Here is a 14,108-nt window from a genome sequence, read left to right on the forward strand (position 1 = left end):
ATCTGAAGACTGAGGCGACCCGCCGGTTTTCAACGAGAATGGGAACGTAAGAAGAGGAAAACAACAATGAAGGCTTTGTGGAAAGCGCTCTGCGCTGCGGCAATGGTCGGGATGACCATGACGTCCGCTCAGGCGGAGGAAAAAAGCATCACGATCGGAACGATGTCGTGGGAGGATCTCACGCCGATCACCGGCATTACCAAGAAGGTTCTGGAAGACAAGGGCTACACCGTCAAGGTCGTGCCGTTCTCCGAGTGGGGCATCGCCTATGCTGCTCTGACCAAGGGCGACATCCAGATGCTCGCCTCGCAGACGGACTACGTCGCCCAGGATTACTGGGACAAGAACAAGAACCGCCTCGAGAAAATCTCCCCGGTTTCGCATGGCTTGTTCCAGGGCGTCGCCGTGCCGAAATACGTGCCGATCGACTCCATGGAGCAACTCAACGAAAACGCCGACAAATTTGGCGGCAAGATCGTCGGCATCGAGCCCGGTTCCGGTCTAATGCGCGACACCAGCAACTCGGTCAAGGAATATGACCTCAAGCTCCAGCTGGTCGAAGGCAGCACAGCTGCCATGACTGCCGCACTCAAGTCGGCGGTCGACCGCAAGGAATGGATCGCCGTCACCATCTGGGAACCGTCCTGGATGATGCAGAAATACGACGTCAAGTTCCTCCAGGACCCCAAGGGTGTCTTCCCGCCGCCGCAGAGCTACTACTGGATCGGCAAGAAAGGCTTCTCTGCCGACTATCCGCATGCGCGTGAAGTCATCGCCAGCATTTACGTTCCGCTTGCCGATATCACTGCCATGAACAGCGCAGTCAACGACGGCAAGACCATGGATGAGGCCATTGCAGCGTGGACCGAAAGCCACGCCGATCTCATCAAGCGCTGGGAAAACATCAAGAGCGAGTGACGCCAACCGCGGGTCGCCACGGTCGGCGGCCCGCATCCTCTACCATGGACGAGCAACAGGCCAGCATCAGACCGGCCCGCGGGGAACGAAATGAACACTGCGATGAATGACTCCAACGAAGTATTGGTCGACTGCCAGAACGTCTGGAAAATCTTCGGCGGCCGGGCGTCGGCGGCCGTCAAGGCCGTCTCCGATCGAGGATTGTCCAAGACCCAAATCCTGCAAGAGTTCGACTGCGTGGTCGGGGTGTCCGGTGCCAGTTTGCAGGTCCGACGTGGCGAAATCTTCTGCATCATGGGGCTTTCGGGCAGCGGCAAGTCGACGCTTATTCGCCTTCTCAACCGCCTTATCGAGCCGAGTCTCGGCAAGATCACGGTGAAAGGCAAGGAGATCGCCAAGCTCAATCCCGCCGAACTCCGTGACATGCGAGCACGTAACATCGGCATGGTCTTCCAGAGCGTAGCGCTCCTTCCCAACAGAACGGTCGTCGAGAATGCAGCATTCGGTCTTGAGGTTCGCGGAGTTCCCAAAGTTGAACGTGAGAAGACGGCACGGGCCGCACTCGACAAGGTAGGTCTCTCTGACTGGACTTCTCGGTATCCATCCGAGCTGTCAGGCGGCATGCAGCAACGTGTCGGTCTTGCGCGCGCGCTTGCTGCCGATCCTGAAATCATCTTGATGGACGAACCCTTCAGCGCTCTCGACCCGCTCATCCGCCGGCAGCTCCAGGATGAATTCAGACAGCTGACGAAGTCGCTCGGCAAGTCGGCAGTCTTCATCACCCACGACCTCGAAGAAGCCATTCGCATCGGTGACCGGATTGCAATCATGAAGGACGGCGTGATCGTGCAGGTCGGCACGGCCGAGGAAATCGTCACGAAACCGGCGGACGATTACGTTTCCGATTTCGTCGCGGGCATTTCCCGGATCCACCTGGTAAAGGCGCATTCGGTGATGTTTCCCGTCGCCGAGTTCAAAGCCGCGCAGCCGCACTGCGACGTCGAAACGCTTCTCAGGACCTCACCCGAGGCCGATATCGGCGAACTCATCGATCTCACCATGCAGTCCGACCGTGACGCCGTGGCAGTCGTCGAGAACGGAACCGTTATCGGTGTCGTCACCACCCGCGGCTTGCTCCGCGGCGTAGCCGGAGCGCCTCTCGGAGAGATGCCAGCTTAAGGGAGAAGGCGAATGGACACCTCGGTCATAACGGATACTTTCGATACCTGGACGGATGATGCTCTCAGCTGGATCAGCGACAACGGCGAGTGGCTGTTCGAGTTCCTGCGGTCGGTCCTCGAAGGCACCTATGCAGGCATTCTCTGGCTGCTTCAACTGCCGCCTTTCTACGTTGTCGCGATCATCGTGGCGCTACTGAGCTGGCGGCTGATAAATTTGACATCCGGCATTCTCGCTGGCATCGCGATCATGGTCTGCGCGATCATGGGGCTGTGGACCGAAACCATGAGCACCCTGGCGCTCGTGGCAACAGCGACCATCCTCGCCCTTGCCGTCGGCATCCCCATCGGCATCGTCGCGGGCTTCGTCAAATCCTTCGACAGGTTCCTCGAGCCGATGCTCGACCTGATCCAGACGCTGCCGCCCTATATCTATCTGCTTCCCGCAATCGCGCTGCTGGGTTATGGCCCTGCGACGGCACTTGTGGCCACCGTCATCGTTGCGATGCCGCCGGCGATCCGCCTTACGTCGCTTGGTATCCGCATGACGCCGCGCGAGTTCATCGAGCTTGGACAGGCGAGTGGCCTGACACCGTGGCAGATGTTTACCAAGATCAGACTGCCATTCGCCATCCCGAGTGTGATGGCCGGCATAAACCAGAGCCTGATGATGGCCTTCGGCATGGTCGTGATCGCCGGCATCGTCGGCTCCGGCGGCTTGGGCGAGACGATCTACGGGGCGGTTCGCACGCTTGATATCGCTACCTCTATAAACGCTGCGATTGCCATCGTCATCCTGACCATGGTTCTCGACAGACTCACGCAAAGCGCTGCGCGTCATGCGAAGGCAGGTGTAAGATGAACGCTGATCTTTTCCGGTTCTCGCCCGGCGCCTACCTCGCTCCGGTGGTCGATTGGCTCAACACCAATTTTCACCCCTTCTTTGATGCCGTGACGAAGTTCATCGAGGCTGTGCTCGGCGGAATTGAAGCTGTCCTGCTTTATCCGCCGGCTTACGCGGTGATCCTCGTGGTCGTGCTTCTTGCAGCATTCCTCATCAACCTCAGGGTTTCGATCGTGGCGGCTGTCGCACTCATCTTCTGCTTCTTGACGGGGCTCTGGATTGCGTCGATGCAGACGCTGGCTCTGGTTACCGTCGCGGTCATCATTTCGGTGGCAATCGCCTTTCCGCTCGGCGTGATCGCGTCGCGTTATAGAAAATTCGAAGCCGCCATCCGGCCGGTGCTCGATATCATGCAAACCGTGCCGCCATGGGTCTATCTCATCCCCGCCGTCATGATCTTCAGTCTGGGCCGTGTCCCGGCGATCATCGCCACCATCGTCTATGGTGTTCCGCCAATGCTGCGTCTGACGACGCTGGCGTTCAAACAGGTTCCCAAGGATCTTCTGGAACTCGGCCAGGCCACTGGTGCTCCGCCCCGGGCGATCCTGTTCAAGATCGAAATCCCTTCCGCCACACCGACGCTTCTGGTCGGCCTCAACCAGTGCATCCTCCTCTCCCTTGCAATGGTCGTGCTGGCCGGACTTGTCGGAGCAGGGGGCCTCGGTGCCGAAGTCACCCGCGGGCTGACGCGCATGGAAATGGGGTTGGGTCTGAGGGCAGGACTGGCCATCGTCGCGGTCGCTATCCTTCTCGACCGCCTGTCGAAGGGCGCCTTGCAGGGCTGCCGCAATCTTGGCGTGTAAGGCCTGATCGAAAGGAAAACTCATGCGTCGCAGCTTCTTTTGTATCGACTCCCATACTTGCGGCAATCCCGTGCGGCTGGTCGCAGGCGGCGGCCCGATGCTGCCGCATCTCCCGATCGCCGAGCGCCGCGAGCTTTTCGTCCGCGACCATGATTGGGTTCGCCAAGCCTTGATGTTCGAGCCCCGCGGCCATGACATCATGTCGGGCGCGATCATCTATCCCGCCTACCGCGAGGATTGTGATTTCGCGGTGATCTTCATCGAGGTCAGCGGTTGCTTACCAATGTGCGGGGCGGGCACTATCGGACTTGTCACCGCCGCAATCGAGGAGGGGCTGGTGACGCCTCGCATCCCAGGTCGGCTGTCCATCGAGACGCCGGCGGGAAGGGTCGATATTTCCTACGACAAGCCTGGCGAATTTGTCGAATCCGTCCGTATGTTCAACGTCGCGAGCTATCTCCATGCGGCGGATGTCGAAGTCGATGTCGCGGGTCTGGGAAAGCTGGTGGTCGACATTGCCTATGGCGGCAATTTTTATGCGGTCGTCGAGCCGCAGGACGCCTGGCCGGGCCTTGATGGCATGACGGCTGCAGATATCGTCGATCTCAGCCGCAAGCTGCGCGACGCGCTGGCCACGATCTGCGATCCGGTGCACCCCGAAGACGAGAGAATACGCGGGCTCCATCATGCTCTTTGGTGCGACAATGTGAGTGGGCCGGATGCCGACGGACGCGGCGCGGTCTTCTACGGCGACAAGGCGATCGACCGCTCGCCGGGCGGCACCGGAACATCGGCGCGCATGGCGCAGCTACACGGCAAAGGGCGGCTGCGTCCCGGAGACACGTTCCGCCAGCAGAGCCTGATTGGCACTGTGGTTGAAGGCCGCGTCGAGGCAGAGATCATGGTCGGTCCGTTCAAGGGCATCAAGCCAAGCGTCGGCGGTTGGGCACGGATCATCGGCCACAACACGATATTCGTCGATGACCGCGATCCGCTGGCGCACGGTTTCCAGATAGTTTGATTGGACGCAAGTATCGGGTGGCATAATCGGTGATGCAGGCTGGCCCGGATCTGCCGTACCCAAAGCGCTGATCGGTCGCGCTATCCAAACGTCGCGAATGGCGCCGGACGGGGCGCTTTGAGTTCTTCTTCCGGGCAAGGCCGCTCCTACAATGCCTTGCCCACCTTCCTTTCAATCCGATAGGCAGATCATGACAAATATCGAGCAGATGCAGGAACAGCGACTTGAAGCGCTCCGACTGACGAAGTCGGGATCACCGAAGCTGCCGTCCAATCCGTTTTTCGGCGTCGGTCCGATCACGGATGCGACCACCGACGAAGTGGATAGCCGCCTGCGGCGCATCGCTTTCGATACATGGATCGAGAAGACCTATCGCAAGTTCGACGACAAGGGCAACGATATCGGCGGCTTCACCACCGCCGAAATTACCCGCAGCATGCACCGCGGCTACCCGGCGGATAAAATTCTGACCGACATGATGCGGGCGATCCACCGCTATTTCCACTTCCCGAAGGCGAACCGGATGGCTGTGGGACTCGGCGGCGGTCACAGTGGCTATACCGTCTGCGTCCAGCACCTGATGAACGCCAACGACGCCTCGCAGCGCGTCTACGTCGATACGCCGCGCCCGGAAAGCGATCCGGCCCGCGCGGCAGGCTTCTTCCGTCAGTCCTGGGCCACACAGCTGATCGAGATGCAGCGCTTCGCCGAAAAGGGCTGCGAAAGCCGCATTCATTTTGCCGCCTCCGAGGGTGTGATTCCGACGGCCGCCGAGCTTTCCGCTCTCGGCGTGTCGATCTTCGTCGGCGTCGGCCACGAGACGACCGGCGCCAATGCCTATACCAGCCGTGAGATCCACGAGCTGCTGAACTGGATCGATGGCGATCCGGCAAATCGTCATGCAGTGTTCGACGCGACGTCGATGCTGGGCGCCATGCCTTGGGAGCCCGAGCTGGTCGATGCCGTGATGGCGAAATGCTGCTTGTTCATGCCGTTCCAGAAGGCGATCGGCGGGGTGTCGGGGTATTTCGTCGCCTCCTTCACACCGCATGCTTTGGCGCTCGTTGAGAAAAACCAGCAGGATCCGTCATGGGCGATCCCGCGCCAGCTCAAGATCGCGCCGCCGATCGATGCCCGGCAGCCGCTTTCAGCCAAGCGATCCGTGGATGCCGGACCGTTTTACGATGCAGCGGAAGACCGCATGCTCGGCGGCGTCATCAATACCTACAGCGCGCTTGCCTTTGCCGAAACCACCTTCGGCCTCCTGCAGTCCGAGGCGCGGGTCGGCTCGGTGGTCGAGCTCAACAAGCGGTCTGCGGCCAATCGGGCGGTGATCGACGGCTGGGTCGAGTCGCAGCCGCTGTTTTCGCTCACCGTCACCGATGCCGAGCGGCGCGGTGCGGCAGTGACGCTGCTAAAGGTTGAGGACGCCGGCATTACCGATCCTGCGATCCATGCCCGCATTATCGCACGTTCGAAGCAACTGCTCGGCTATGAGGGCTTTACCCATCCGAACGGCGCGTTCGAGCCCGGCCTCGACGCCGCGCGTTACGTCAACGCATTCCCGGGAACGCCCGGCGACTACCGCGCCTGGGTCGGCGGCATCCGCGAGCCGGCCGATATCGTCGCGCTGCTGGAGAACCTGCAATATGCCTATCTGCGCGCCAAGATCGTCGTGATCGAGGAGGAACTGGCAAAGCAGGGCGTCACGTTCGCGGCGCCTGTGAAGGCCGGCGCGATGGTCCGCAAGGACGATCCCGAACACGCCTATACGGTGCTGATCGCCGATCTGGTCGGCCTGCGCCTCGGCGCCGATGGGGAGCCCGACGACAGCGAGATCAGGACCTATGTCGAGGAAAAGGGCGGCGTCTTCCATACCGGCCCGATCGACGACAGGGCGGCGCTGGAAAAGGGCCGCATCCATTTCTTCTACCAGCCAAATCTCAGCACCGAGGCCGAAATCCTGCCGCAGACGGACAAGGGCCAGTATGACGCGCTGATCGCGGCGGCGACCTTCATCCCGAAGGCCTCCGTCTTCTCGTTCGGCGGCGTGCGCATCGGCGCGGGTACCGGCAATATGGGCTCGGCCTCCTGGGGCGGCGGCAACGGCGAGGGCGGCGAGGCGCCATTGATGAACACGCCCGGCATCAACAGCCGGGCGACCGCCCAGATGGCGATGAAGGCGATCCTCAAGGTTGTTCCCGACCTGCCCGTCGACAGGCTGCACCGGATGGTCGCCAACGGCGACTTTGATACCGGGCGCCAGCTCAAGGACTTCCCGACCGCCAAGCTGGAGGGCCGGAAAATCGCCATTCTCGGCTACGGCAATATCGGTCGCGAAGTCGCCAAGCTCGCCAAGGCTTTCGGCATGAAGGTGGTGATCTACGCGCGCCAGCATCACCAGCGCTGGATCGAGTCGGAAGGCTTCGATTACGCCGCAAGTCCGGTTGAAGCGGCAACCGCCGCCGACGTGCTCTCCGTCCATATCGGTCTCGGCCGGCTGGATGCTGCGACAGGCGTTTACTCCAACGCAGGGGTGGTCGACACACAGGTTCTCGGCACGATGAACGATGGTGCGGTGCTGGTCAACTACGACCGGGGCGAGGTCGTCGATGCAGCGGCGCTCGACCGGGCGCTGTCATCAGGAAAGATTGCCCATGCGGCAATCGACGCGGATCTCTTCAAGGATGCAGAGACCGGCAAGCTCAGCGGACCGATGGTTCCCTATCTGCCGCTCGAAGAGCGCCATAAGGGCAAGCTGGAACTGCTGCCGCACGCCGCCGCCGATACCGACCATCCTTCTCGGGTGACCGGCGCCAAGCAGGCGGTCGATCAGATCTTCGATGTCATCCGCTTCAAGTCGGTCACCAATCTGAAGGGTGATCTGCCGGACGGGTACGTCTCGGCAGGCGGCCGCACACCGGCCGGAATCGGCAGGGTGACGAAGCGGGTGGTCAGCGAGATCAGCGGCAATTCGGAACTGCTGGACGAATTGCGGCGGACCTCGGAAAAGGTCGCGGCGATCGTCGGCGCGCTCTCCGTTGTCTCCGACCCGAGCCACCGCGACCGGATCGTCGATCGCTATACCGGTCTGCTGGCCGAAAATGCCGGCCGGCAGCGGGCGCTTCTCGAACAGCTTGGTCTCTACGGGCCGGCGGCGGAGTAAGCCGCGGTCATGCCCGGTGTGCGCCGCTCTTTTTCTGACCGAGCCGGCCGGCTATCTCATCCGGATCCCCCATGACGGCTAGTCTGAAGACGATGGTCGCACCTTAGAGCATTCCGTGACTCGGAGAAAAACGGAACCGATCTAGTTGCGGCCCCGGCTCCCGGCGCGACATGGACCGAAGCCGAAGGTCTTCCCATATGCAGGCAACGCGGCATCGACGGCACATTCAACAGCGTTGAGCCTTGACGGACCCAGATGCGATGCCTCAGCGAGACCGTTACTGCATGTACCAGCCATGGCTGACGACCAGTGACTGGCCGGTGAGAGCATTGGTCTCGAAATCGGCAAACAGCAGCGCCACTTCGGCGACATCGTCGACCGTGGTAAACTGTGCATCCACCGTGCCGCCGAGCATTACCTTCTTGATGACCTCGTCTTCGGAAATTCCGAGTTCCTTTGCCTGTTCCGGAATTTGCTTGTCGACGAGCGGCGTCCGGACGAAGCCGGGACAGATGACGTTGGCGCGCACGCCATCCGGTCCGCCTTCCTTGGCGACCACGCGAGCAAGGCCGAGCAAGCCGTGCTTGGCGGTGACGTAGGCCGATTTCAGCGGCGAAGCCTCATGCGAATGCACCGAGCCCATATAGATGATCGCGCCGCCCTTCTGCGCCTTCATATGTGGAACGCAAGCCTTGGTGGTGAGGAACGCGCCATCGAGATGGATGGCGAGCATCTTCTTCCAGTCGGAAAAGGCGTAGTCCTCGATCTTGTTGACGATCTGGATGCCGGCATTGGAGACGAGCACGTCCACCCGGCCCCACTTGGTTACGACGGCGGCGACGCCGGCATTCACGGCTTCCTCGCTCGTCACGTCCATCGCAAGACCGATCGCCTCGCCCGGGCCCGCAGCCGTCAAGTCCTTGGCCGCCGCTTCCGCCGCCTCGAGCTTCAGGTCGGCGATGACGACCTTGGCACCTTCTGAAACGTATTTTTTGGCGATCGCCAGTCCGATACCGCTGGCCGAGCCGGTGACGATGCAGACCTTGTCCCTGAGCTTCATGGTTCGACTCCTTATTTTGCAAGATAATCATGGACCACTTCGCCGAGGCCCAGCGTCAGGTCCGAGAGAATATGGACGGCGGATTTGACCTCAAGCACCGGCAGATCGGCGACCGGCGCCAGCGCGTGCGGAAACAGCGCCAGGGCGCCCGGTCCTTCCCACGCGCCCTTCACCGTCAGATCCTCCAGATAGTAGCGCACCAGTTCGCAGATGCGCGGTGTGCAATCGACATGTGGAATAATCTTCAGCATGAAATTCGGCTGCTTCAGGCTTTCGAGGATTTTCGCCTCGTCGAGTGACCGATGCTTGAAGCCCATCGTTGCGGTGGCGACGCGCTGACCGCCATAGTCGAGCGTGCCGACCAGCGCATCCTTGACGGATGTCAGCGATGGCTCGGCCAGTTTCTTCGGAAAGCCCCAGATTTCGCGTCCGCCGGCGATCGGCGCGTCGTCGTTGAGATACATGGAATGCACGTAACCGCCATGGACCCCTTGATAGGACACCGGGATGACCTGGCCGGATTCGGTATAGTCGCCAAAGCCGGTCGAGTCCGGCATGCGGATGAATTCGTATTTCACCAGCGGCTCATCGTACTGCAGCGGTTCGGGCACGACCCGGCGCAGGGCCTCCGGATCGGTGCGATAGGTGATGATCATATATTCGCGATTGACGAACCGGTAAGGCCCTGGCGGATAGGATGGACTGGTCAGCGGCATGGCAAAGGCATTGCGAACGACATCTTCAATTTTCATGGTTTTTTCCCACGCAGGCGTTGCTCGGCAAGGTCGAAAATCCGTATCCCATTGGTCGGACGCGTTCGGTCGAGCCAATCTGGATGGTTCAGCGTCTCGACCACATCGTCATGGCCGGCCTTCCAGTGTTCCTCCACGGAGAGCCGCGAAAACTCATAGTCCTTAGATCCGGTTTCATACGCGGCATGCCGATAGATCAGGTGCACCATGGTGACGGCGCAATCATTGCCGATCTTTTCAAGGAGCCTCGCATCAGGATCGTCCTTCAGCTCAGGCGGCAGCTTTTCAGTCAGCCTCTTGGCCGCCATGCGCACCGACTGAAGCTTGCGGAACTGGTCGGTGTTGAGCCGCGTGCGGCTGGAAAAACGGATTTCCTTCTCGCGGGCATCGACGTCAAAGACATCCTTCGGCAGCACGCCCTTGGCGCTGAACAAATCGACCTGGAAGATGCAAAGATCTGTCTCCAACTCGCTACCACCGAGAATGCGCTGCAGCGGCGTGTTGGAAACGATACCTCCATCCCAATAATAGCGGCCGTCGATCTCGACGGGCGCAAAACCCGGCGGCAACGCCCCGGAGGCGGCCACGTGTTTGGGCGAAAACGCGCAATCGCGGTTGTCGAAATAATTGAAGTTACCGCTAACAACATCGACTGCCCCGAGGCTCAGACGGATGGCACCTGAATTGATCAGGTCGAAATCGACCAGACCGGCGAGGGTCTCCTGCAGCGGCGCGGTGTCGTAAAGGCTGATCGCGGCCATCGGATCGCCCGGGATGTTCCATGGCGCAAAGACGCGCGGCGTGAAAAAGCCGGGAACGCCGGTCAAAGACCCCAGAAAAGCGGAGGATTCGTTGAACCATTTGCGCATCGCATTGCCATTGCCGAGAAAATGGCCGGGCAGTCCGGACGAGACCCGATGCCAGAAGGTCCTTAGGTTATCGACACGCTGATCGACGGGGCTTCCGGCAATGATGGCTGAGTTGATCGAACCGATAGATATCCCGGCCAGCCAGTCGGGGCGGATGCCAGCCTCATGCAAAGCTTCGTAAGCGCCGGCCTGGTAGGCACCCAAAGCACCACCGCCCTGAAACACCAGCACGGTTTTCTCTGTCGGAATAGTACTCACGGGGCGCTTTTCCTTAAATGCTGCAGCCGCTAACAAATAGCACAGGAAAGGCCATCGAGCTGCACAGGGCAAATTAAGTTTTAGTAATGCAGGAAGGCTTCTTCGCTAATCTTATTCATGCAATTTCAATGACTTGCTAGTCAAATCGGCGAATTCTTCGCAATCATTGAGCCTTTTTGGTAGTCCCGCCGAGCGCATCTTGCAATGCAACAAAATGTGACAACACCGGCTGTGTGGAGATGTAGACCGCGAATTCACCCACGCCAGGCCAATCCTTCATTTCAGGTTTGCTACGCCGTTCGACCAGCGTCGTCAGTTGGTTCAATCAACGAAGTCTCGCTTCGAGACAGGAGCATTCGCAAGTTCCATAATATCCGTTACGCCGCAAATTTATGTGTAGCCGCAAAGTTGAAGTGTCCTGTTTCTGCAAAGTTGGAATGTCACACTCCCCGGGTTTGATGACGGTGGAGATTGCGGATGGGATTGATAGCGATGAGCGAGCGCGACCTGCAACGGATCGAGATTCTATCGAAAGTGATCGCCGGCCGGATGACGATGGTGTCGGCAGGAAGAGCGAAACGTCGCTTCCGGAACAATGCGTCTTCATCCGAGTTTGCTTAGCTGGAGTAGCCGCTCGCGAAATCCCTCGTGAGTAGCGCCATCTTCACAGGAATCCCTAATGATATTACCGCAAGGCACAGTCGTCGCCGTCACTGACGGCGAGAAGCTAGACCTCTATCGCAATAACGGGTCGGGTACGGAGCTAAGTCTGTCCCTCATACATGGCGTATCGATTGTGGATGAAGCCAAAGGCTCCGGTGGACGTCACGGAAGCACGTCGGCAAATCCGGATGAAAGCCAGCTCGCCGAAGACGGGTTCTCCGCAGGCATCGCGCAGTACCTCAACAAGCAAGTGCTCGTAGGCGAGATCGAACATCTGGCTATCATTTCCGCGCCGCGTTCGCTGGGCGAACTGCGCAAGCACTACCACAAGTTTCTTGCTGCAAAACTCCTGCTTGAAATCCCCAAGGAGCTCACCGGCCACTCCGTCGAAGACATCGAGAAGGCCGTCCTGGGGGCTTGAGTTTCTGTCGAGACAGGCATCGAAACGCCCTATCATTTGGCGATTCTTAGTAGATTTATATTCGTTTTATCTTCACTGATTTCGCCTGTGGAGGAGCGATGTTGGTCTTCGAGCGATAGGCGCTGTGGGCCCACACCGTCGATGCCGTATTGTCCTTGGCGACGACATTCCTGAGTTGGGCGCCGTCATGGGCGCTCGCACTCGTCACCGTCCATCCCCGGATGAAGCCGTGCGCTCGGTCGATGCCGGCATGGTTTTTGTATCCGAACATCGGAATAGCAATGTCATGTGCCTGGTCGCGGCTGGTGTCGGAGTTTCCATGGGCTGCTTCGCCTTGGAATACTTCACCGTCCAACGCGCGTACACGCGGCTTCGGCGGTGTGTCTCTTGGGTCGCTACGTGCCGACTCAGGGTAGCTGGATTACGCGGGCGTTCGAAATTCTCCGCGGCGAACGAACTGGAGCAAATCCAACGCTTCGCGTTCGGGGCCTGCAGGCTTGCCGCTTGCCAGCCAAAGTACGAAGCTTGCCCCGAAGTAGCCGATCCCGCCGATCGGTATCATGATCGCCAGTTGCAGGGACTCTGACCTGTCGGTGATCATGAGGCCGACGCCCCAGACACAGCCAGCCATAACCAGCGCGGCGGCGATCGAACGCCAGCAGACAAGAAGCTGAGCCCTCACTGACACGCCGGTGAGACGCCTCGCCAGGAAGACATACATCAGGATGCCGATCGCGGCGCTGATGCATCGCGCGAACAGAAGACCAACCAGACCACCCCAGACCAGGCCGGCGAAAATCAGGGGAAAGCGGACGAAGATGAAAGCGAGGTCAAGCTGAAACAGCGACCGCGTGCAGCCGAGGCCCATTGCCAAGGGAGTCACCGGCATTTTAAAGGCGGTGATGGCGAAGACCGCGCCCAACACCTGAGCCACCAGTGCGGCCGAGGACCACGCCGGGCCAAGGACCATGCTGACGAAGGGCTCGGCAACCAGCGCGAACCCAATGCCTACCGGCAGCGCCGCCGCAACAAGCAGGCCTTGGGATCGAAGGAATGCATGCCGCAGGCGTTCAGGATCGTCCTGAAGCCGTGCAAAGACTGGGAAGAGCAAGCCTGCGATCGGCGCCGTCGTTTCACGCACTGGCAGCGAGGCAAGCCTGTCGCCTACGGTGTACTGGCCGAGAGGGCCGGCGCCCAACATGGCGCCAAGCGCAAGCTGGTCGGCGCGCCAATTGACCTCATTGAGGCCGGAGCTGAGCGCCACCCACCCGGAGAACGAGAACAGATTTCTCCAGTGAGCAAACGAAATGCGCGGCAAATAAGGAAGCAGGACGTACGACATGATCACACCCGCCACCTGCGAGGCGAGCGTGCCGATCACGAGCGCCCAGTAGCTGCGAAGAATTAGGGCGATGACGACGGCGACGACCACGCCAACCACCCTGTTGATCAGGTCGATGAATATCTCTTGGTGAAAGGAAAGGCGCCGCCGGAAGTCCACAAGCCGGGGGTTCACGAGGCCGCTGATCAGTGCGCCGCCTCCAAGCGCGAAGAATATGCCGATCAGACGGTCGTCCTGATAGGCCCATGCGACGGGATAACCTGCGCTAACCAGCAGGACGGCGATCGCCGCCGCGCGCAGCATGTTCAGTGTCCAGGCCGTATTATAATGTTCTCGCTGCGGGCTCTTGTGCTGGATGAGGGCCGAACTGAGCGAAAGTTCGGTTATGGCCGCGATGATCGAAAGGACGATAGTCGCGAGGCTCACTAGGCCGAAATCGGCAGGTGACAGCAGTCGAGCCAGTGCCAGCATGCTAACCACGCCCAGAAGATTTGAGACGACACGTCCGCCGGCGGACCACATTGCCCCGACACTCAGTTGTTTGCGTACACCTTCCAACGTTGTTTCCTCGCTTACGCTTACAGTGCTAATGCGGTGCAGTTCTCGGGAGAAATATTCATCGGGCCATGGTGTCCAGCTATGTCTTGCTGGAGGTATAAGACGAACGAAAGGTCAGGTACATCGCAACGCTGACGGCTGAGGCAGAAGAAACAGCGAAGCCAAAATCCCAGGGCTAGGCAAGTACTCATTGGA

13 protein-coding genes and 1 pseudogene are annotated in these 14,108 nt (G+C 60.1%); 8 read left to right on the forward strand and 6 right to left on the reverse strand.

Annotated features, from left to right (window positions below; all coding sequences use genetic code 11):
• Window positions 1-66: 66 nt before the first annotated feature.
• The 6 genes from FFM53_RS34310 to FFM53_RS34335 all read left to right on the forward strand — a co-directional run bounded on the left by FFM53_RS34310 (window position 67) and on the right by FFM53_RS34335 (window position 7,990).
• Complete coding sequence (locus tag FFM53_RS34310; RefSeq protein WP_062941731.1) at window positions 67-918, forward strand: glycine betaine ABC transporter substrate-binding protein; 852 nt, start codon at window positions 67-69, stop codon at window positions 916-918.
• Between the two features lie 90 nt (window positions 919-1,008).
• On the forward strand, window positions 1,009-2,097 hold the full coding sequence (locus FFM53_RS34315) for a quaternary amine ABC transporter ATP-binding protein (protein ID WP_138389894.1): 1,089 nt from the start codon (window positions 1,009-1,011) through the stop codon (window positions 2,095-2,097).
• 12 nt (window positions 2,098-2,109) lie between these two features.
• Window positions 2,110-2,958 (forward strand): ABC transporter permease, encoded by an 849-nt coding sequence (locus FFM53_RS34320; protein ID WP_138389893.1) that lies wholly within the window; start codon window positions 2,110-2,112, stop codon window positions 2,956-2,958.
• Window positions 2,955-3,803, forward strand: coding sequence for an ABC transporter permease (locus FFM53_RS34325; RefSeq protein ID WP_138389892.1), 849 nt, complete (start codon window positions 2,955-2,957; stop codon window positions 3,801-3,803). Before FFM53_RS34320 ends, FFM53_RS34325 begins: the two co-directional genes overlap by 4 nt.
• Before the next feature lie 22 nt (window positions 3,804-3,825).
• On the forward strand, window positions 3,826-4,824 hold the full coding sequence (locus FFM53_RS34330; RefSeq protein ID WP_138389891.1) for a 4-hydroxyproline epimerase: 999 nt from the start codon (window positions 3,826-3,828) through the stop codon (window positions 4,822-4,824).
• A gap of 190 nt (window positions 4,825-5,014) precedes the next feature.
• Window positions 5,015-7,990, forward strand: coding sequence for an NAD(P)-dependent oxidoreductase (locus tag FFM53_RS34335; protein WP_138389890.1), 2,976 nt, complete (start codon window positions 5,015-5,017; stop codon window positions 7,988-7,990).
• Between the two features lie 277 nt (window positions 7,991-8,267).
• Here FFM53_RS34335 and FFM53_RS34340 read toward each other — a convergent pair whose 3' ends face one another.
• The 4 genes from FFM53_RS34340 to FFM53_RS34355 all read right to left on the reverse strand — a co-directional run bounded on the left by FFM53_RS34340 (window position 8,268) and on the right by FFM53_RS34355 (window position 11,254).
• On the reverse strand, window positions 8,268-9,050 hold the full coding sequence (locus FFM53_RS34340) for a 3-hydroxybutyrate dehydrogenase (RefSeq protein ID WP_138334167.1): 783 nt from the start codon (window positions 9,048-9,050) through the stop codon (window positions 8,268-8,270).
• Window positions 9,051-9,061: 11 nt separating this feature from the next.
• Window positions 9,062-9,802: an acetoacetate decarboxylase gene (locus tag FFM53_RS34345; protein ID WP_138389889.1), complete on the reverse strand. Its 741-nt coding sequence runs from the start codon at window positions 9,800-9,802 to the stop codon at window positions 9,062-9,064.
• On the reverse strand, window positions 9,799-10,929 hold the full coding sequence (locus FFM53_RS34350; protein ID WP_029875401.1) for a DUF3734 domain-containing protein: 1,131 nt from the start codon (window positions 10,927-10,929) through the stop codon (window positions 9,799-9,801). Before FFM53_RS34350 ends, FFM53_RS34345 begins: the two co-directional genes overlap by 4 nt.
• Window positions 10,930-11,092: 163 nt before the next feature.
• A complete protein-coding gene (locus tag FFM53_RS34355; RefSeq protein WP_173883705.1) occupies window positions 11,093-11,254 on the reverse strand; it encodes a hypothetical protein in 162 nt (53 codons plus the stop codon).
• A gap of 152 nt (window positions 11,255-11,406) precedes the next feature.
• On the opposite strand from FFM53_RS34355, the gene FFM53_RS34360 reads away from it, so the two are divergent.
• Complete coding sequence (locus tag FFM53_RS34360; protein ID WP_155739742.1) at window positions 11,407-11,550, forward strand: hypothetical protein; 144 nt, start codon at window positions 11,407-11,409, stop codon at window positions 11,548-11,550.
• A 58-nt stretch (window positions 11,551-11,608) separates the two neighbouring features.
• Window positions 11,609-12,013 (forward strand): host attachment family protein, encoded by a 405-nt coding sequence (locus tag FFM53_RS34365; protein WP_062941740.1) that lies wholly within the window; start codon window positions 11,609-11,611, stop codon window positions 12,011-12,013.
• 94 nt (window positions 12,014-12,107) lie between these two features.
• On the opposite strand, the pseudogene FFM53_RS34370 reads toward FFM53_RS34365, so the two are convergent.
• Both FFM53_RS34370 and FFM53_RS34375 read right to left on the reverse strand, forming a co-directional pair.
• Window positions 12,108-12,373 (reverse strand): annotated as a pseudogene (locus FFM53_RS34370) (IS5/IS1182 family transposase); the annotation flags it as partial.
• Between the two features lie 61 nt (window positions 12,374-12,434).
• The gene (locus FFM53_RS34375; RefSeq protein ID WP_138389888.1) at window positions 12,435-13,913 is read right to left on the reverse strand and encodes a lipopolysaccharide biosynthesis protein; all 1,479 of its coding nucleotides are present in this window, start codon (window positions 13,911-13,913) and stop codon (window positions 12,435-12,437) included.
• Between the last annotated feature and the right edge of the window lie 195 nt (window positions 13,914-14,108).

Source organism: Rhizobium indicum, assembly GCF_005862305.2.
GTDB lineage: Bacteria > Pseudomonadota > Alphaproteobacteria > Rhizobiales > Rhizobiaceae > Rhizobium > Rhizobium indicum.